Source organism: Bacillus kexueae (genome assembly GCF_022809095.1).
GTDB lineage: Bacteria > Bacillota > Bacilli > Bacillales > Aeribacillaceae > Bacillus_BZ > Bacillus_BZ kexueae.
In genome coordinates this window covers 29,512-48,015 of record NZ_JALAZE010000013.1, presented here as the reverse complement: position 1 = coordinate 48,015, position 18,504 = coordinate 29,512, and the positions used below count along the sequence as shown (strand labels likewise).

Genomic DNA, 18,504 nt, shown 5'->3' with positions numbered 1-18,504 from the left:
CGTTAGTAACCTCCCTTACATTATTTTTTCTTGTTCGCAACAGTTTTACGAGGGCCTTTACGAGTACGTGCGTTGTTTTTCGTATTTTGACCACGAACAGGTAAACCACGACGATGACGTAAACCACGGTAGCATCCAATTTCGATTAGACGCTTGATGTTTAAAGAAACTTCACGACGAAGATCTCCTTCTACTTTATACGTATCTACGATATCACGGATTTTCCCTAATTCTTCTTCAGTTAAATCACGTACGCGTGTATCTTCAGAAACTCCAGCCTCCGCTAAGATTTTTTCTGCAGTTGGACGTCCAATTCCAAAAATGTATGTTAAAGACACGACAACACGTTTGTCACGTGGAATATCTACACCAGCAATACGAGCCATTGTAAAAAAGCACCTCCTTCAAGATTATCCTTGTTTTTGCTTATGTTTTGGATTTTCACAAATAACCATTACTTTTCCTCTTCTGCGGATAACTTTACATTTTTCGCAGATCGGTTTTACTGATGGTCTAACCTTCATGTTTTTTCAACCTCCTTAAGTCAACGGAGTGCTAGTTATTTATAACGATACGTGATTCTACCTCTTGTTAAATCATAAGGCGATAATTCAACCGTCACTTTGTCTCCAGGTAAAATACGGATGAAATGCATGCGGATTTTACCAGATACATGGGCAAGTACCGTATGTCCGTTCTCTAACTCAACTTTAAACATTGCATTAGGTAACGTCTCGATAACAGTACCTTCCACTTCAATTACATCGTCTTTCGCCATCTACTTGTTCTCCCTTCTTCAAATCAGTAACTTGCTCATTGACAAACTTGGTTAAAGCATAGCGGAGCTTACCATTTGTCACACGACCAGTTTCCAATATACTGTTCTGAACTTCCGGAGATACGCAATCTAAAAATTCAAGATGATGGATATTTTTCTTCTTTGGAGTATGAAACTTCCGTTTATCTCCATCTGCTATTAACACGAACTTTTCATCGAGAATTTTAATAATAATCGCATATTGTCCTGTCTCTCTCCCTTGGGTAATCAGGACAAACTGACCTATTCGTGGACTCGATTCAGAATCGATCAACTATGATCACCTTCACTTAGGCTTTAGTTAAAATTTCATACCCAGTTTCAGTTATAGCAACCGTGTGTTCAAAATGAGCACACATCTTGCCATCAACTGTTACGACAGTCCAGTTATCAGGTAACGTTTTGACATAGCGGCTTCCGGCATTGACCATTGGCTCAATTGCCAATACCATCCCAGGCTTTAGTCTTGGACCTTTGTTTGGTGGGCCGTAATGAGGAATTTGTGGATCCTCATGTAACTCTTGCCCAACGCCATGACCTACATACTCACGAACGATGGAAAATCCATGTGATTCAGCGTAAGTCTGAATCGCATGTGAGATGTTAGATAAGCGTTCACCTGGCTTCGCCTCTTTAAGTCCTCTATATAAAGACTCCTCTGTTACATCCAGCAGTTTTTGATTTTCTTCAGAAATCGTTCCGACAGGATATGTCCATGCGGAGTCACCATGATATCCATTATACTTTGCACCGATGTCAATACTAATGATGTCCCCGTCCTTCAGCACGCGATCTCCAGGGATACCATGAACAAGTTCTTCATTGACAGAGGCACAAATACTCCCGCGAAATCCATTATACCCTTTAAATGAAGGAATTGCATCATGTTCGCGGATAAACTTTTCAGCAATTGCATCCAATTCTTTCGTAGTGATTCCTGGCTGAATATGCTTCTTTAGCTCTTGGTGAGTTAATGCAACAATCCGACCGGCTTCACGCATTATTTCAATCTCACGCGGCGTTTTACAAATGATCATTCGCCTAAGCCTCCAAGCAATTCAGAAATATCTTCGAATACTTTTTCAATTGGCTGTTGACCATTAATGTTACGTAAGTAACCTTTATCTTCATAGAAGTTTAATAATGGTTGAGTTTGTTTTACGTTTACTTCTAAACGATTTGCAACAGTTTCTGCGTTATCATCTGCGCGCTGATAAAGTTCGCCACCACATTTGTCGCACGTATCGTTTTGACTAGGTGGGTTGAACACAAGATGATATGTTGCACCGCATTCCTTACAAATACGACGTCCTGTAAGGCGTTCCATAAGAATTTCTTGATTAACGTCAATATTAATCACGTAATCAATTTTCTTATTAAGCTCTTCAAGGATTCCTTCTAATGCATCTGCTTGAGCAACAGTACGCGGAAATCCATCTAATAAAAAGCCTTTTTCACAATCATTCTTGCCCAAACGCTCACGAACAATACCGATTGTTACTTCATCTGGAACAAGTTCCCCTTGATCAATGTATGATTTAGCTTTAAGCCCTAATTCGGTTCCTTCCTTCATAGCTGCTCGAAACATATCTCCTGTTGAGATATGAGGGATGTTATATTGCTCCACAATTTTTTCGGCTTGCGTACCTTTACCTGCACCAGGTAAACCCATTAAAACTAAATTCATGGCTTCTCCCCCTCAAACTCTATTAGAGGGAATGGGACACTCGAACGTCCCAAATCCTCATTACTTCATAAATCCTTTATAATGACGTTTCACAAGCTGACTTTCAAGTTGCTTCATTGTTTCAAGTGCAACCCCTACAACAATTAACAAACTCGTTCCACCAATCTGTACGGACTGTGGAAGGTCAGCAAACTTGATAAAGAATACAGGGAGTACTGAGACAACTGCTAGGAAAATGGAACCGACAAAAGTTAATCGATACATAATTTTCGTAACATACTCTTGCGTATTCTTTCCTGGTCTGATACCCGGTATATAGCCACCTTGCTTCTTCAAGTTTTCCGCCATTTGTTCAGGATTCACTTGAACAAATGTATAGAAATAAGTGAAGGCGATAATTAACGCTACGTAGATGATCATACCAACAGGTTTCGTATAATCAAATGTGTTTTGAATCCAATCCGTAACATCATTTGGACCAAAGAACGATGCAATAGTAGTCGGGGTAATAATAAATGAAACCGCAAAGATAACAGGAATTACCCCTGCAGAGTTAACTTTTAGTGGTAAATGTGTTGAATGACCACCAACAGGGTTACGTCCCGCCAAACGCTTCGCGTATTGGATCGGAATTTTGCGCAATGCCTGTTGAATGAAGATAACACCAACAACGATTGCAACAACAACTAAAAGTAAAAGTAATACCGTAACAATTCGAATGAAAAGCTGATCGCCTACATCTCCAAATTGTTGCGCATACACTTGGTTAACGGTAGTAGGTATTGCTGATACGATACCAGCAAAGATGAGAATTGAAATACCGTTTCCGACCCCTTTAGCTGTAATTTGCTCACCTAACCACATTAAAAAAGCTGTACCTGCTGTTAGTACTAGGGCAATTAATAAATAGGTTCCGACACTTGGATTCGCAATTAAAAGCCCACCAGATAGGTTATTAAAACCATATGACATTCCGAGTGCTTGAATGAATCCTAAAACAATTGTGAAATAACGAGTAAACTGTGCTAACTTTCGACGTCCAACTTCACCTTGCTTAGACCATTCCGTAAACTTCGGAACGACATCCATTTGCAATAATTGAATGATGATCGAAGCCGTAATGTACGGCATGATACCCATGGCGAAGATTGAGAAGTTCTGCAATGCTCCACCACCGAATACATTTAGCACACCGAATACGTTAAGTTCATCCTGTGCCTTTAACACATCTGTATTTACGCTTGGCACAGGAATGAACGTTCCAATGCGGAACACAATCAGCATTAAAAGGGTGAATAGGATTTTATTTCTTATATCACCCACGCGCATAAAATTGGAGATTGTCTTAAACATTAGATCACCTCAGCAGTACCGCCAGCAGCTTCAATTGCTTCTTTAGCAGAGGAAGAGAATTTATTAGCTTTAACAGTTAACTTCTTCTCTAACTTACCGTCTCCTAAAATCTTGATTCCAGCGTTAAGCTTGCTTACAACACCAGTTTCTAAAAGAAGCTCTGGAGTTACCTCTGTTCCATCTTCAAAACGGTTAAGTTTTGTTAAGTTCACTATTGCGTACTCTTTACGGTTGATGTTTGTGAATCCACGCTTCGGTAAACGACGGAATAAAGGAGTTTGACCACCTTCAAAACCTGGGCGTACGCCGCCACCAGAACGAGAGTTTTGACCTTTTTGGCCACGACCAGCTGTTTTACCGTTACCAGAACCAATACCACGTCCAACTCGGTTACGTTTCTTACGTGAACCTTCTGCTGGTTGCAATTCATGAAGTTTCATCCTCGGGACACCTCCTTAAGCTATAAAGATTCGATTATTGTTCGTCAACTTTCACTAAGTGAGCAACTTTATTGATCATACCGCGAATCGCAGGATTGTCGTCATGAACAACAGTTTGATTTAATTTGCGTAAACCAAGAGTTTTAACTGTTACACGTTGGTCTTCAGGGCGACCAATTACGCTGCGAGTGAGGGTAATTGCTAATTTTTTCGCCATAGTATTTCCCTCCTTATCCTAACAGTTCCTCTACTGATTTTCCACGAAGTTTAGCTACATCTTCAGCTCTCTTAAGTTGCTTTAAGCCATCGATAGTAGCACGGATCATGTTAATAGGAGTGTTAGAACCTAATGATTTAGATAAGATATCTTGAACTCCTGCTAACTCTAATACCGCACGAACAGGACCTCCAGCGATAACCCCTGTACCTTCAGAAGCAGGTTTAATTAAGATTTCTCCTGCACCGAAGTGACCGATTACTTCGTGTGGAATTGTCGTACCAACCATAGGTACTTCAACTAAGTTTTTCTTCGCATCTTCGATTGCTTTGCGAATTGCATCCGGTACCTCTTGAGCTTTACCAGTACCGAAACCTACATGACCGTTCTTATCACCTACAACTACAAGAGCAGCAAAACGGAAACGACGACCACCTTTTACTACTTTTGCAACGCGGTTAACGGTAACAACACGTTCTTCAAGTTCAAGTTTGCTTGGATCAATGCGACGCATATTCTCTGTCCCTCCTTTTTCAATTAGAATTTAAGTCCAGCTTCACGAGCAGCGTCTGCTAATGCTTTAACACGACCATGATATAAGTAACCACCGCGGTCAAATACTACATTAGAAACACCTTTTTCTAACGCACGTTTCGCAACAAGCTCTCCAACCTTAGTAGCAGCTTCTACATTACCAGTAGCTTCTAAACCGATCTCTTTATCTAATGTAGACGCACTAGCGATTGTTGCATGATTTACATCATCGATAAGTTGAGCGTAAATGTGCTTGTTAGAACGGTATACATTTAAACGTGGACGAGTAGCTGTTCCAAATAACTTAGAACGTACACGTGCATGACGTTTTTTACGAACCGCATTTTTGCTTGGTTTTGTAATCATCTACGTCACTCCTTTCTAAACGTCTAAGCGACATTACTTAGCAGTTTTACCTTCTTTACGACGTACATATTCGCCTTCGTAACGGATACCTTTACCTTTGTATGGCTCAGGTGGACGTACCGCACGGATGTTGGCAGCAACAGCTCCAACGCGCTCTTTGTTCGTACCTTTAACAACAACTTTTGTTTGAGAAGGTACATCGATTTCGATTCCTTCTTCAGGCTCGATCTCAACTGGGTGAGAGTAACCTACGTTAAGTACAAGTTTCTTACCAGATTTAGAAGCACGGTAACCGACACCGATTAATTCTAAACCTCTTTCATAACCTTTTGATACACCCTCAACCATGTTTCCTAAAAGACTACGAGTTGTACCGTGAAGAGCACGGTGCTCCTTGTTGTCAGTTGGACGGTTAACTGTTAATACGTTTTCTTCAACTTTGATTTCCATGTCAGGATGGAACGTACGAGTTAATTCACCTTTAGGTCCTTTTACAGTTACAGTATTTCCGTTCATTGTAACTGTAACGCCTGCAGGAATTTCTAATGGTTTCTTACCTACACGAGACATATATTACACCTCCATTCGTTATCAATTGATTACCAAACGTATGCTAATACTTCTCCACCAGTTTGCTTCGCACGAGCTTCTTTGTCAGTTAAAACGCCTTGAGAAGTAGAAACGATCGCAATACCTAAACCGTTAAGTACGCGTGGTACTTCGTCAGCTTTAGCGTAAACGCGAAGACCTGGTTTACTAATACGTTTAAGACCAGTAATAACACGCTCGTTATTTGGACCGTATTTTAAGAAAATACGTAAGATACCTTGTTTGTTGTCCTCGATGAATTCAACGTCACGAATGAAACCTTCACGCTTTAAAATTTCAGCAACTTCACGTTTGATTTTGGAAGCAGGAACTTCCAGTTTCTCATGACGCACCATGTTCGCATTACGAATGCGAGTAAGCATATCTGCAATTGGATCTGTCATAACCATTAAAATAACCTCCTTCCCTATCTTGGGTATTACCAACTAGCTTTTTTAACGCCTGGGATTTGACCTTTATATGCAAGTTCACGGAAACAAATACGGCAAAGTTTAAATTTACGGATTACAGAATGTGGACGTCCGCAACGCTCACAACGTGTGTACTCACGTACTTTAAACTTTTGCGTGCGCTTTTGCTTCGCAATCATTGATTTTTTAGCCACGTTTTCGCCTCCCTCTTTAATAGCGATTATTTTTGGAATGGCATGCCGAACTGAGTTAATAACTCACGAGCTTCTTCATCAGTGTTTGCAGTTGTAACGATAACAATGTCCATACCACGAACTTTGTTAACTTTATCGTAATCAATCTCTGGGAAGATTAATTGCTCTTTAACACCAAGAGTGTAGTTTCCGCGGCCGTCGAAAGACTTTTTAGAAATTCCACGGAAGTCACGTACACGTGGTAAAGAAACAGAGATTAATTTATCAAGGAACTCATACATGCGCTCACCACGAAGAGTTACTTTACAACCGATTGGCATACCTTCACGAAGACGGAAGCCTGCGATAGATTTTTTCGCACGAGTAACCATTGGTTTTTGACCTGAGATCAGCGTTAATTCCTCAACAGCGTTATCAAGTGCTTTTGAGTTTTGAACAGCGTCACCCACACCCATGTTGATTACGATTTTTTCAAGCTTAGGAACTTGCATCACTGATTTATAGTTAAACTTGCCCATTAGAGCAGGTGTAATTTCTTTATTGAACTTTTCTTTTAGGCGGTTCATGTGATAGACCTCCCTTCCTTAACTACTATTTATCTAAAATTTCACCAGATTTTTTTGCAACACGTACCTTTTTGCCGTCAACCACTTGGAAACCAACGCGTGTAGGCTCACCTGTCTTAGGATCTAACGGCATTACATTTGATACATGGATAGGCGCCTCTTGGCTGATGATTCCACCTTGAGGGTTTACTTGAGAAGGCTTAGAGTGCTTTTTCACAATGTTCACACCTTCAACAAGTACACGGTCTTTTTTAGGATAAGCTTCAAGGATCACACCTTGTTTACCTTTATCCTTACCAGAGATAACCATTACCTTGTCACCTTTTTTTACATGCATCCTTATCGCACCTCCTTAGCAAGGCTTTTCATATATTAAAGAACTTCTGGAGCTAAAGAAACAATTTTCATAAAGTTGTTATCACGTAATTCACGAGCAACTGGTCCGAAAATACGAGTTCCACGAGGGCTCTTGTCATCACGGATAATTACACATGCGTTTTCGTCGAAACGGATGTAAGAACCATCTGCACGGCGAACACCACGCTTAGTACGTACGATAACGGCTTTTACAACGTCACCTTTTTTAACAACGCCTCCTGGTGTTGCTTGTTTAACCGTACCTACAATGATATCACCGATATTAGCAGTTTTACGACCAGATCCGCCAAGAACTTTAATTGTTAATAGTTCACGTGCACCAGAGTTGTCTGCAACTTTTAAACGAGATTCTTGTTGAATCATGTTCGAGTACCTCCCTTCGGAATTGTTTAATCCGAACTAAATTAGATAATAATAGCTTCTTCTACGATTTCCACTAAGCGGAAACGTTTAGTAGCTGAAAGTGGGCGAGTTTCCATGATACGTACGATGTCGCCAACTTTTGCTTGGTTCATTTCGTCATGCGCTTTGAACTTTTTAGAGTACTTTACGCGCTTACCGTATAATGGATGCTTTTTATAGGTTTCAACAAGAACAGTGATCGTCTTATCCATTTTGTCAGAAACAACACGACCTGTGTAAACTTTGCGGTTGTTACGTTCACTCATTCCGTAAACCTCCTCTCTCTATATTAGTTTTGAGCAGCGATCTCTCTTTCACGAATAACAGTCTTCATACGAGCGATAGCCTTACGTACTTCACGGATACGAGCAGTGTTTTCAAGTTGTCCTGTCGCTAATTGGAAGCGTAAGTTAAACAACTCTTCTTTTAAAGACTTAACTTTTTGTTCAATTTCGGCAGTGGTTAGATCACGGATTTCATTAGCTTTCATTCGATTCACCACCAATTTCTTCACGTTTTACGAACTTAGTTTTGATTGGTAACTTATGAGACGCTAGACGTAAAGCTTCACGTGCTACTTCTTCAGATACGCCCGCGATTTCGAACATAACTTTACCAGGTTTTACAACTGCTACCCATCCTTCTGGAGCACCTTTACCGGAACCCATGCGGACTTCTAGAGGTTTTGCAGTGTATGGTTTGTCAGGGAAAATTTTGATCCATACTTTACCGCCACGTTTCATGTAACGAGTCATCGCAATACGAGCTGCCTCGATTTGACGGTTAGTAATCCATGCAGGCTCAAGAGCCTGGATACCGTATTCACCAAAATGTACTTCAGTACCGCCTTTAGCGCGACCTTGAAGGCTTGCGCGATGTTGACGACGATACTTAACGCGTTTCGGCATTAACATAATTATTTTCCTCCTTCCTCATTTTTCTTCTTTGTAGGAAGAACCTCACCACGATAGATCCAAACTTTAATTCCTAATTTACCGTAAGTAGTATCTGCTTCAGCAGTACCGTAGTCGATGTCAGCACGTAAAGTGTGAAGAGGTACAGTACCTTCGCTGTAATGCTCAGCACGAGCGATGTCAGCTCCACCTAAACGACCAGATACCATTGTTTTGATACCTTTCGCACCAGCACGCATAGCACGTTGAATAGCTTGCTTTTGAACGCGGCGGAAAGATGCACGGTTTTCTAATTGACGAGCAATATTTTCAGCAACTAATGTTGCATCTAAATCTGCTTTCTTGATTTCTAAAATGTTGATGTGTACACGTTTGCCAGTTAATTGGTTTAAAGATTTACGAAGTGCTTCAACTTCCGTACCACCTTTACCAATTACCATACCTGGCTTCGCAGTGTGGATCGTAATGTTTACACGGTTAGCAGCACGCTCGATTTCTACTTTAGATACAGAAGCGTCGCTTAAACGTTTGCTGATGTATTCACGAATTTTAAGGTCTTCATGAAGAAGATCTGCATAGTCCTTGTCAGCATACCATTTAGATTCCCAATCACGAATAACCCCGATTCGAAGACCGACTGGATTTACCTTTTGACCCACTGATTATCCCTCCTTTTTTTCTGATACAACGATTGTGATGTGGCTCGTACGTTTGTTGATTTGGCTAGCACGACCCATTGCACGTGGACGGAAACGTTTTAACGTTGGTCCTTCGTTTACATATGCTTCTGCTACAACTAAGTTGTTAGCGTCCATTTCATAGTTATGCTCTGCGTTTGCAACTGCAGATTTTAATACTTTCTCGATAATTGGAGAAGCAGCTTTTGGAGTGTGACGAAGAATTGCTACTGCTTCACCTACTTGCTTTCCTCGAATTAAGTCAATGACTAAACGAGCTTTACGAGGAGCAATTCGTACTGTTCTAGCAACAGCTTTAGCTTGCATTTAAAGGCCTCCTCTCATTAACGTCTTGTTTTTTTGTCATCACTTGCGTGACCTTTGTAAGTACGAGTTGGTGCGAATTCGCCTAACTTATGACCAACCATATCTTCTGTTACATATACAGGAACGTGTTTACGTCCATCATATACCGCAATTGTATGACCAATAAAAGATGGGAAAATTGTTGAACGACGAGACCAAGTTTTAACAACTTGCTTGCTATCCGTTTCGTTTAGCTTCTCAATCTTTTTCATTAAATGCTCATCGCAGAATGGTCCTTTTTTTAAGCTGCGAGCCATAATGTTACCTCCCTTCGTGATTGCGCTACGGTTCTAGCGAACCGTAGGACAACCCCGTTATTTTTTACGACGACGTACGATAAATTTATCAGATTTGTTTTTCTTCTTACGAGTTTTGTAACCAAGAGTTGGTTTACCCCATGGAGTCATAGGTGACTTACGTCCGATAGGAGCACGTCCTTCACCACCACCATGTGGATGGTCGTTAGGGTTCATAACAGATCCACGAACTGTAGGGCGTTTACCTAACCAGCGAGAACGACCTGCTTTACCAATGTTGATAAGTTCGTGTTGCTCGTTACCTACTTGACCTACAGTTGCACGGCAAGCTGCTAAGATCATACGAACTTCACCAGAAGTTAAACGTACTAATACGTATTTACCTTCTTTACCAAGTACTTGAGCAGAAGTACCTGCAGAACGAACTAACTGTCCACCCTTACCAGGCTTAAGCTCAATGTTATGGATTACCGTACCTACTGGAATGTTAGCAAGTGGAAGTGCGTTACCTACTTTAATGTCTGCTTCAGGACCAGACATAACTTCCATACCTACTTGTAAACCTTTAGGAGCGATGATGTAACGTTTTTCACCATCAACGTAGTTAATTAATGCAATGTTTGCAGAACGGTTTGGATCGTACTCGATTGTAGCAACGCGTCCTGGTATACCGTCTTTATTGCGCTTGAAGTCAATAATACGATATTGGCGCTTATGACCGCCGCCTTGATGACGAACAGTTAATTTACCTTGGTTGTTACGACCAGCTTTCTTGTTTAACGGCGCAAGCAATGACTTTTCTGGTTTGTCAGTTGTGATTTCAGCGAAATCAGATACTGTCATACCACGACGACCGTTAGTAGTTGGTTTGTACTTTTTAATCGCCATCTTAGTTTCCCTCCTTCACTTTTAAGAATTAAGCTTCGAACAATTCGATTTCTTTGCTATCAGCTGTTAACTTAACAACTGCTTTTTTACGACGATTTGTTAAACCGCTGAAACGTCCAACGCGCTTGAATTTACCTTTGTAGTTCATGATGTTAACTTTTTCTACTTTTACACCGAAGATTTGCTCTACAGCATCTTTAACTTCAGTTTTGTTAGCTTTAACATCAACTTCAAACGTGTATTTCTTTTCAGCTACTAAATCCATAGAACGTTCAGTGATTACGGGGCGCTTAATAATATCACGAGGATCTTTCATTATGCAAGCACCTCCTCTACTTTTTCCACCGCAGCTTTAGTGATCACTAGCTTATCATGGTTAAGTACATCTAAAACATTGATGCCAGCAGCTGTTACTACTTCAACACCAGGGATGTTGCGCGCAGATAAAGCAACTGCTTCGTTAAGGTCAGCTGTTACGATAAGAGCTTTCTTTTCTACTGAAAGGCCTTTTAAGATGCTAACCATTTCTTTTGTTTTTGGAGCTTCTAAAGTTAAGTCCTCTAATACAACAATGTTGTTTTCAAGTACTTTCGTAGATAAAGCAGATTTCACTGCTAAACGGCGTACTTTTTTAGGTAATTTGTAAGCGTAGCTGCGAGGTGTTGGACCAAATACAGTTCCGCCTCCACGCCATTGAGGTGAACGGATTGATCCGTGACGTGCACGACCAGTACCTTTTTGACGCCAAGGTTTGCGACCTCCGCCACTTACTTCAGAACGATTTTTAACTTTGTGAGTTCCTTGACGTAAGGAAGCTCTTTGCATAACTACAGCTTCGAATAATACGTGCTTATTAGGTTCGATACCAAAAACAGAATCGTTTAATTCGATTTCTCCAACTGTAGATCCGTTTTGGTTATATAATGCAACTTTTGGCATTATGTTTTCCTCCTTTCTTAGAAAAATTAGTTAGCTTTTACAGCAGCTTTAACTTCGATTAACGCTTTTTTAGGTCCAGGTACGTTACCTTTCACTAAAAGTAAGTTGCGTTCTACATCAACTTTTACGATCTCAAGGTTTTGAACTGTTACGCGCTCTCCACCCATACGACCAGGTAATGCTTTAGATTTGAATACACGGTTTGGAGCAACAGGTCCCATTGAACCAGGGCGACGATGATAACGAGAACCGTGAGACATAGGTCCGCGAGATTGTCCGTGACGCTTAATCGCACCTTGGAATCCTTTACCTTTTGATACTCCAGTTACATCTACGATATCTCCTGCAGAGAAAATATCAACTTTGACTTCTTGACCAACTTCGTACTCAGATACGTTCGCACCGCGAACTTCGCGAATGAAGCGCTTAGGTGCAGTATCCGCTTTTGCAACATGACCTTTTTCAGGCTTGTTAGCTAACTTCTCACGCTTGTCTTCAAAACCGATTTGAATAGCTTCATAACCGTCAGTTTCGTTAGTTTTCACTTGAAGAACTACGTTTGGAGTAGCTTCAATTACTGTTACAGGAATTAAATCACCGTTCTCAGCGAATACTTGCGTCATACCAATTTTTCTTCCTAAGATTCCTTTGGCCATGAGTCACACCTCCTAAAAAATTAATCTTCTATTTTAAATTAAAGTTTGATTTCGATGTCTACGCCTGATGGCAAGTCTAAACGCATTAACGCATCAACTGTTTGTGGAGTTGGGTTAACGATGTCGATTAGACGCTTGTGCGTACGCATTTCGAACTGCTCACGAGAATCTTTGTATTTGTGTACCGCACGAAGAATCGTGTAAACAGACTTTTCTGTTGGTAATGGGATTGGACCAGAAACATTAGCACCAGAACGTTTAGCTGTTTCTACGATCTTTTCAGCAGATTGATCAAGGATTCTGTGATCATAAGCTTTTAAACGAATACGAATTTTTTGTTTTGCCATTATTTTCCCTCCTTTTCGCCTACTTGAGATAGACAGTTCTCCGTGAGAATTTCCCACACACTCGCCATGGCAAAGCGGCCGGGTGTGTCAGCAACCTCCCACTTCATCGCAGTCAAAGACCAACATTAAATATTATATAGGAAAATGCCTGTGGATGCAAGGGAAATATAGAATTTCCTAATCCACAACACACTTTTTTTATTATACATCTCACTATACGTCATTTCAAGGTGTATTTAAGCTCTTATCATATTCAGAAAACTTAATTGATTTTATCTACGTTACGAATCTTAATATCAAAGAATAGAAGAAGATGCATATATAATAGAAGAAACTCGGACCCCAATGATTAATTGGAGAGAAGATTGAGAACCTAGAGCGAATTTGAAAGCATAAGAAACATACATTACACTCACACCCCGGACATGAAAATTTATTCTCCCCGAGGTTTCCTTTCTACCATCTACCTATCATGATCGATCATTCAGCTCATAGGTAATTTTTATTTTCACAGAAAAAGCGCAAGCGCAAGTCCTTAGGCGAAGGGCGTTGAAGGTTGAAGGACCTGCGAGGAGGCTTCCGTCACCACAGCAGGGCCGAAGCGACCCGAGCTGATGGCGCTTGGAGCTAGACACCAAAAAACTCTAAAGAGAATACTTTAACACTTTTATGAACTTAATCTTTCTGTAACAATAAAAAAAAGCGAGTCGTAAAGACTCGCTTTTTAATAAATCACTATTACTCAGTGATTGAAGCTACTACGCCGGCACCTACAGTACGTCCACCCTCACGGATAGAGAACTTAGTACCTTCTTCAATCGCGATTGGAGCGATAAGTTCTACAGTCATTTCAACGTTATCTCCAGGCATAACCATTTCTACGCCTTCTGGTAAAGTGATGATACCAGTTACGTCAGTTGTACGGAAGTAGAACTGTGGACGGTAGTTAGAGAAGAATGGAGTGTGACGTCCACCTTCTTCTTTAGAAAGAACGTAAACCTCAGCTTTGAACTTTTTGTGAGGTGTGATTGAACCAGGCTTAGCTAATACTTGTCCACGCTCGATTTCGTCACGTGCTACACCACGAAGAAGCGCACCGATGTTGTCACCAGCTTCAGCGTAGTCAAGAAGCTTACGGAACATTTCTACACCTGTTACAGTTGTTTTAGCTGGCTCTTCAGAAAGACCGATGATCTCTACTTCGTCACCAACTTTTACTACTCCACGCTCTACGCGACCAGTAGCAACTGTACCACGACCAGTGATAGAGAATACGTCCTCAACTGGCATCATGAATGGTTTTTCAGTGTCACGCTCTGGAGTTGGGATGTACTCGTCAACAGCAGCCATAAGCTCGATGATTTTTTCTTCCCACTCAGCTTCTCCTTCAAGAGCTTTAAGAGCAGAACCTTTGATTACTGGTACATCGTCACCAGGGAAGTCGTACTCAGAAAGAAGGTCACGTACTTCCATTTCTACTAATTCTAATAATTCTTCATCGTCAACCATGTCGCATTTGTTTAAGAATACAACGATGTAAGGTACACCTACCTGACGAGAAAGAAGGATGTGCTCACGAGTTTGTGGCATTGGACCGTCAGCAGCAGATACTACAAGGATCGCACCGTCCATTTGCGCAGCACCAGTGATCATGTTTTTAACGTAGTCAGCGTGTCCTGGGCAGTCAACGTGTGCATAGTGACGGTTGTCAGTTTCGTACTCAACGTGTGCAGTAGAGATTGTGATACCACGCTCACGCTCTTCTGGAGCACCGTCGATTTGATCGTATGCACGAGCTTCAGCCTTACCAGATTTAGCAAGAACTGTAGTGATCGCAGCAGTTAAAGTAGTTTTACCATGGTCAACGTGACCGATTGTTCCAATATTCGCATGTGGTTTAGAACGGTCGAATTTTTCTTTAGCCATTCTGAGTTCCTCCTTAAGAGTTTTTAGATAAGTATAGGTAATAGAAAGCGGAACAGCAGCCCCACTTTCTAGTCTCACATAAGTAGTTATACTTGATTAAAGGTGTAAAATCAATTATTCACCTTTATTTTTTTTAATAATTTCCTCTGAGATGTTTTTCGGTACTTCTTCATAGTGGTCAAAATGCATAGTGAATGTTCCGCGTCCTTGAGTGTTAGAACGTAACGCAGTTGCGTAACCAAACATTTCAGAAAGTGGAACCATAGCTTTAACAACTTGTGCATTACCACGAGCTTCCATACCTTCTACACGTCCACGACGTGAAGTAACATCACCCATGATGTCTCCCATGTATTCTTCTGGGATAACAACTTCAACTTTCATGATTGGCTCAAGTAACACAGGGTTACATTTAGATACAGCATTCTTAAGAGCTAAAGACGCTGCAACTTTGAAGGCCATTTCACTTGAGTCTACATCATGGTAAGATCCGTCGAATAATTTCGCTTTAACGTCGATTAATGGGTATCCAGCAAGAACACCATTTTGCATAGCGTCTTCTAGACCAGCTTGAACTGCTGGGATGTACTCACGTGGTACAACACCACCGACAATAGCGTTTTCGAATTCGAATCCTTTACCTTCTTCGTTTGGAGAGAATTCGATCCAAACGTGACCGAACTGTCCGCGTCCACCAGACTGACGTACGAACTTACCTTCAACCTGTGCAGATTGACGGAATGTTTCACGGTACGCAACCTGAGGAGCACCTACGTTAGCTTCTACTTTGAACTCACGTTTCATACGGTCAACGATGATGTCTAAGTGTAACTCACCCATACCCGCAATGATTGTTTGTCCAGTTTCTGCATCAGTATGTGCACGGAAAGTTGGATCCTCTTCAGAAAGTTTTTGTAAAGCTGTAGACATTTTGTCTTGGTCAGCTTTAGATTTAGGCTCGATAGCAACAGAGATAACTGGCTCAGGGAACTCCATAGACTCTAAGATAACTTGGTTCTTTTCGTCACAAAGAGTATCACCAGTTGTTGTATCTTTTAAACCTACTGCAGCAGCAATATCACCAGAGTAAACTACAGGAATTTCCTCACGGTGGTTTGCGTGCATTTGTAGGATACGACCTACACGCTCGCGTTTACCTTTCGTTGAGTTCACAACGTATGAACCAGAGTTCAATGTACCAGAGTAAACACGGAAGAATGTTAACTTACCAACATAAGGGTCAGTCATTACTTTGAACGCTAACGCTGAGAATGGCTCGTCATCGCTAGACTTACGAACAACTTCCTCTTCTGTGTCAGGGATGATACCTTTAATTGCAGGTACATCAGTTGGAGCTGGTAAGTAATCTAATACAGCATCTAGCATTAACTGAACACCTTTGTTCTTGAAGGCAGAACCACAAAGAACAGGGTAGAACTCTACGTTACAAGTACCTTTACGGATCGCAGCTTTAATCTCTTCGATTGTAAGCTCTTCACCGTCTAAATACTTCATCATAAGTTCTTCGTCAAGTTCAGCTACTGCTTCAATTAATGAAGAACGTAACTCTTCAGCTTGCTCTTTGTATTCCTCAGGAATTTCACGAGCATCTGCACGAGTTCCTAAATCATCTTCGTAGAAATAAGCTTTCATTTCTACTAAGTCGATGATTCCTTCGAATTGATCTTCAGCACCGATAGGTAACTGAATTGCATGAGCATTTGCTTCTAAGCGCTCATGAAGAGTTTTTACAGAGTATAAGAAGTCTGCCCCGATTTTATCCATTTTGTTAACGAATACAACACGAGGAACTCCATAAGTTGTCGCTTGGCGCCAAACCGTTTCAGTTTGTGGTTCTACACCAGACTGCGCGTCTAATACAGCTACAGCACCGTCTAAGACGCGAAGAGAGCGCTCAACCTCTACTGTAAAGTCTACGTGTCCAGGAGTATCAATGATGTTGATACGGTAACCTTTCCACTGAGCAGTTGTTGCAGCAGACGTGATTGTGATACCACGTTCTTGCTCCTGCTCCATCCAGTCCATTTGTGAAGCTCCTTCATGAGTTTCACCAATTTTGTGAATACGACCAGTGTAGAACAAGATACGCTCAGTAGTCGTAGTTTTACCAGCATCGATGTGAGCCATGATACCGATGTTGCGAGTTTTTTCTAAGGAGAACTCTCTTGCCATTGGGTATTTCTCCTTCCTTATATGAATATTGGTTTATTAATAACTAAGAAATTACCAACGATAGTGAGCGAATGCTTTGTTCGCTTCTGCCATCTTGTGAGTGTCTTCACGCTTCTTAACAGATGCACCAGTGTTGTTAGCTGCATCAAGAATTTCGTTAGCTAAGCGCTCTTCCATCGTTTTTTCACCACGAAGACGAGCGTAGTTAACTAACCAACGAAGACCTAAAGTAGTACGACGGTCTGGACGCACTTCTACAGGCACTTGGTAGTTTGCACCACCAACACGACGTGCGCGCACCTCAAGAACTGGCATAATGTTTTTAAGTGCTTGTTCAAACACTTCCATTGGATCATTGCCAGTGCGGTCTTTTACAATATCGAATGCATTGTAAAGAATTTTTTGTGCAGTTTGTCTTTTACCGTCAATCATAATCTTGTTGATTAAGCGAGTAACTAATTTTGAGTTATAAATCGGATCTGGTAATACATCACGTTTAGCAACAGAACCTTTACGTGGCATAGTATGTGCCTCCCTTCATACTGTAATTCTTTTATGCTAGAATTTCAATTATTTTTTAGGACGTTTTGTACCGTATTTAGAACGGCCTTGTTTACGGTTTTCAACACCAGCCGTATCTAACGCACCACGAACGATGTGGTAACGTACCCCTGGTAAGTCTTTTACACGTCCACCACGGATTAATACAACGCTATGCTCTTGTAAGTTGTGTCCGATACCAGGAATGTAAGCTGTTACCTCAATTCCGTTTGTTAAACGAACACGAGCATATTTACGAAGCGCTGAGTTCGGCTTCTTTGGTGTCATTGTACCAACACGAGTACAAACACCGCGTTTTTGTGGTGAAGATACGTTAGTGTGCTCTTTTTTGAAGCTGTTGTATCCTTTGTTTAACGCTGGAGACTTAGATTTTTCAATTTTACGAGTACGTCCCTTACGAACTAATTGGTTAATAGTTGGCATGTAAATTTCCTCCCTTCATGCTGTTTTTAAGACCACACATCCAGGTGGTTCATCTTTTGGCAAAAAACAAAGTTTTTGTAGAATGGTCTACAAAAACCATTGTTCACTTTATTATGGCTACAGCAGCTGCTCCCACTTCAATGCCACAAGCTTTTCCAAGCTTCTTCATTGAATCAACCTTTGTTAAAGGAACTTGCTTTTGCTCTGCTATTTGAATAACTTTCATCGTTACTCTTGGATCAGCATCTTGTGCAACAATTACTTCCTTTACTGGTTGTGTCTTGAGTGCTTTTGCTGTTTGCTTTGTACCAACAATAATATTTTCAGCCTGTGATACTTTTTCATAAGACATTTGTTGATATCCTCCAAAGTAACAGGTGTAAT

Annotated in this window: 33 protein-coding genes; all 33 read right to left on the bottom strand. The window is 41.0% G+C overall.

Annotated features, from left to right (window positions below; genetic code table 11):
- Window positions 1-20: 20 nt before the first annotated feature.
- The gene (rpsM, locus tag ML543_RS15980; RefSeq protein ID WP_243292408.1) at window positions 21-386 is read right to left on the bottom strand and encodes a 30S ribosomal protein S13; all 366 of its coding nucleotides are present in this window, start codon (window positions 384-386) and stop codon (window positions 21-23) included.
- A gap of 24 nt (window positions 387-410) precedes the next feature.
- A complete protein-coding gene (rpmJ, locus tag ML543_RS15975; protein WP_000868344.1) occupies window positions 411-524 on the bottom strand; it encodes a 50S ribosomal protein L36 in 114 nt (37 codons plus the stop codon).
- A gap of 35 nt (window positions 525-559) precedes the next feature.
- Window positions 560-778 (bottom strand): translation initiation factor IF-1, encoded by a 219-nt coding sequence (infA, locus tag ML543_RS15970; protein ID WP_243292407.1) that lies wholly within the window; start codon window positions 776-778, stop codon window positions 560-562.
- Entirely contained in the window at window positions 756-1,091 is a 336-nt protein-coding gene (locus ML543_RS15965) for a KOW domain-containing RNA-binding protein (protein WP_243388411.1), read from the bottom strand. The genes infA and ML543_RS15965 overlap by 23 nt, the downstream gene beginning before the upstream one ends.
- Window positions 1,092-1,107: 16 nt before the next feature.
- On the bottom strand, window positions 1,108-1,854 hold the full coding sequence (map, locus tag ML543_RS15960; protein ID WP_243388410.1) for a type I methionyl aminopeptidase: 747 nt from the start codon (window positions 1,852-1,854) through the stop codon (window positions 1,108-1,110).
- On the bottom strand, window positions 1,851-2,504 hold the full coding sequence (locus tag ML543_RS15955; RefSeq protein ID WP_243388409.1) for an adenylate kinase: 654 nt from the start codon (window positions 2,502-2,504) through the stop codon (window positions 1,851-1,853). The genes map and ML543_RS15955 overlap by 4 nt, the downstream gene beginning before the upstream one ends.
- A 60-nt stretch (window positions 2,505-2,564) precedes the next feature.
- Entirely contained in the window at window positions 2,565-3,857 is a 1,293-nt protein-coding gene (gene secY / locus ML543_RS15950) for a preprotein translocase subunit SecY (RefSeq protein WP_243388408.1), read from the bottom strand.
- Entirely contained in the window at window positions 3,857-4,297 is a 441-nt protein-coding gene (gene rplO / locus ML543_RS15945) for a 50S ribosomal protein L15 (protein WP_243388407.1), read from the bottom strand. Before rplO ends, secY begins: the two co-directional genes overlap by 1 nt.
- Before the next feature lie 34 nt (window positions 4,298-4,331).
- Complete coding sequence (gene rpmD / locus ML543_RS15940; protein WP_243388406.1) at window positions 4,332-4,514, bottom strand: 50S ribosomal protein L30; 183 nt, start codon at window positions 4,512-4,514, stop codon at window positions 4,332-4,334.
- Between the two features lie 13 nt (window positions 4,515-4,527).
- Entirely contained in the window at window positions 4,528-5,028 is a 501-nt protein-coding gene (rpsE, locus tag ML543_RS15935) for a 30S ribosomal protein S5 (protein WP_243388405.1), read from the bottom strand.
- Between the two features lie 23 nt (window positions 5,029-5,051).
- Complete coding sequence (gene rplR, locus ML543_RS15930; protein WP_243388404.1) at window positions 5,052-5,414, bottom strand: 50S ribosomal protein L18; 363 nt, start codon at window positions 5,412-5,414, stop codon at window positions 5,052-5,054.
- A 33-nt stretch (window positions 5,415-5,447) separates the two neighbouring features.
- Window positions 5,448-5,984 (bottom strand): 50S ribosomal protein L6, encoded by a 537-nt coding sequence (gene rplF / locus ML543_RS15925; protein WP_243388403.1) that lies wholly within the window; start codon window positions 5,982-5,984, stop codon window positions 5,448-5,450.
- 29 nt (window positions 5,985-6,013) lie between these two features.
- Window positions 6,014-6,412: a 30S ribosomal protein S8 gene (rpsH, locus tag ML543_RS15920; RefSeq protein ID WP_243388402.1), complete on the bottom strand. Its 399-nt coding sequence runs from the start codon at window positions 6,410-6,412 to the stop codon at window positions 6,014-6,016.
- 29 nt (window positions 6,413-6,441) lie between these two features.
- Window positions 6,442-6,627 carry a 30S ribosomal protein S14 gene (gene rpsN, locus ML543_RS15915; RefSeq protein WP_243388401.1) on the bottom strand — a complete coding sequence of 62 codons (186 nt, stop codon included), beginning with the start codon at window positions 6,625-6,627 and terminating at the stop codon, window positions 6,442-6,444.
- A gap of 26 nt (window positions 6,628-6,653) precedes the next feature.
- Window positions 6,654-7,193, bottom strand: coding sequence for a 50S ribosomal protein L5 (rplE, locus tag ML543_RS15910; RefSeq protein WP_243388400.1), 540 nt, complete (start codon window positions 7,191-7,193; stop codon window positions 6,654-6,656).
- 25 nt (window positions 7,194-7,218) lie between these two features.
- Window positions 7,219-7,530 carry a 50S ribosomal protein L24 gene (gene rplX, locus ML543_RS15905; protein WP_243388399.1) on the bottom strand — a complete coding sequence of 104 codons (312 nt, stop codon included), beginning with the start codon at window positions 7,528-7,530 and terminating at the stop codon, window positions 7,219-7,221.
- Window positions 7,531-7,565: 35 nt separating this feature from the next.
- Window positions 7,566-7,934 (bottom strand): 50S ribosomal protein L14, encoded by a 369-nt coding sequence (rplN, locus tag ML543_RS15900; protein WP_243388398.1) that lies wholly within the window; start codon window positions 7,932-7,934, stop codon window positions 7,566-7,568.
- Window positions 7,935-7,975: 41 nt separating this feature from the next.
- Window positions 7,976-8,239: a 30S ribosomal protein S17 gene (gene rpsQ, locus ML543_RS15895; protein ID WP_243292392.1), complete on the bottom strand. Its 264-nt coding sequence runs from the start codon at window positions 8,237-8,239 to the stop codon at window positions 7,976-7,978.
- A gap of 23 nt (window positions 8,240-8,262) precedes the next feature.
- Window positions 8,263-8,463: a 50S ribosomal protein L29 gene (gene rpmC, locus ML543_RS15890; RefSeq protein WP_243292391.1), complete on the bottom strand. Its 201-nt coding sequence runs from the start codon at window positions 8,461-8,463 to the stop codon at window positions 8,263-8,265.
- Window positions 8,453-8,887 carry a 50S ribosomal protein L16 gene (rplP, locus tag ML543_RS15885; protein WP_243388397.1) on the bottom strand — a complete coding sequence of 145 codons (435 nt, stop codon included), beginning with the start codon at window positions 8,885-8,887 and terminating at the stop codon, window positions 8,453-8,455. The genes rpmC and rplP overlap by 11 nt, the downstream gene beginning before the upstream one ends.
- Window positions 8,888-8,889: 2 nt before the next feature.
- Entirely contained in the window at window positions 8,890-9,546 is a 657-nt protein-coding gene (gene rpsC, locus ML543_RS15880; protein ID WP_243388396.1) for a 30S ribosomal protein S3, read from the bottom strand.
- Window positions 9,547-9,549: 3 nt separating this feature from the next.
- Window positions 9,550-9,891, bottom strand: a complete 342-nt coding sequence (gene rplV / locus ML543_RS15875; RefSeq protein WP_243388395.1) for a 50S ribosomal protein L22 — start codon at window positions 9,889-9,891, stop codon at window positions 9,550-9,552.
- A 17-nt stretch (window positions 9,892-9,908) separates the two neighbouring features.
- Window positions 9,909-10,187, bottom strand: coding sequence for a 30S ribosomal protein S19 (rpsS, locus tag ML543_RS15870; RefSeq protein ID WP_243292387.1), 279 nt, complete (start codon window positions 10,185-10,187; stop codon window positions 9,909-9,911).
- Between the two features lie 57 nt (window positions 10,188-10,244).
- The gene (gene rplB, locus ML543_RS15865; protein ID WP_243388394.1) at window positions 10,245-11,075 is read right to left on the bottom strand and encodes a 50S ribosomal protein L2; all 831 of its coding nucleotides are present in this window, start codon (window positions 11,073-11,075) and stop codon (window positions 10,245-10,247) included.
- Between the two features lie 28 nt (window positions 11,076-11,103).
- A complete protein-coding gene (rplW, locus tag ML543_RS15860) occupies window positions 11,104-11,391 on the bottom strand; it encodes a 50S ribosomal protein L23 (protein WP_243388393.1) in 288 nt (95 codons plus the stop codon).
- Entirely contained in the window at window positions 11,391-12,014 is a 624-nt protein-coding gene (gene rplD / locus ML543_RS15855; protein WP_243388392.1) for a 50S ribosomal protein L4, read from the bottom strand. The genes rplW and rplD overlap by 1 nt, the downstream gene beginning before the upstream one ends.
- Window positions 12,015-12,040: 26 nt before the next feature.
- Window positions 12,041-12,670 (bottom strand): 50S ribosomal protein L3, encoded by a 630-nt coding sequence (gene rplC, locus ML543_RS15850; protein ID WP_243388391.1) that lies wholly within the window; start codon window positions 12,668-12,670, stop codon window positions 12,041-12,043.
- Between the two features lie 38 nt (window positions 12,671-12,708).
- Complete coding sequence (rpsJ, locus tag ML543_RS15845; protein ID WP_053605171.1) at window positions 12,709-13,017, bottom strand: 30S ribosomal protein S10; 309 nt, start codon at window positions 13,015-13,017, stop codon at window positions 12,709-12,711.
- A 738-nt stretch (window positions 13,018-13,755) separates the two neighbouring features.
- Window positions 13,756-14,943: an elongation factor Tu gene (gene tuf / locus ML543_RS15840; protein WP_243388390.1), complete on the bottom strand. Its 1,188-nt coding sequence runs from the start codon at window positions 14,941-14,943 to the stop codon at window positions 13,756-13,758.
- 114 nt (window positions 14,944-15,057) lie between these two features.
- The gene (gene fusA / locus ML543_RS15835; RefSeq protein WP_243388389.1) at window positions 15,058-17,136 is read right to left on the bottom strand and encodes an elongation factor G; all 2,079 of its coding nucleotides are present in this window, start codon (window positions 17,134-17,136) and stop codon (window positions 15,058-15,060) included.
- A 51-nt stretch (window positions 17,137-17,187) separates the two neighbouring features.
- Entirely contained in the window at window positions 17,188-17,658 is a 471-nt protein-coding gene (rpsG, locus tag ML543_RS15830) for a 30S ribosomal protein S7 (RefSeq protein WP_243388388.1), read from the bottom strand.
- A gap of 48 nt (window positions 17,659-17,706) precedes the next feature.
- The gene (rpsL, locus tag ML543_RS15825) at window positions 17,707-18,120 is read right to left on the bottom strand and encodes a 30S ribosomal protein S12 (protein ID WP_044747014.1); all 414 of its coding nucleotides are present in this window, start codon (window positions 18,118-18,120) and stop codon (window positions 17,707-17,709) included.
- Window positions 18,121-18,223: 103 nt separating this feature from the next.
- A complete protein-coding gene (locus ML543_RS15820; protein ID WP_243388387.1) occupies window positions 18,224-18,472 on the bottom strand; it encodes a 50S ribosomal protein L7ae-like protein in 249 nt (82 codons plus the stop codon).
- Between the last annotated feature and the right edge of the window lie 32 nt (window positions 18,473-18,504).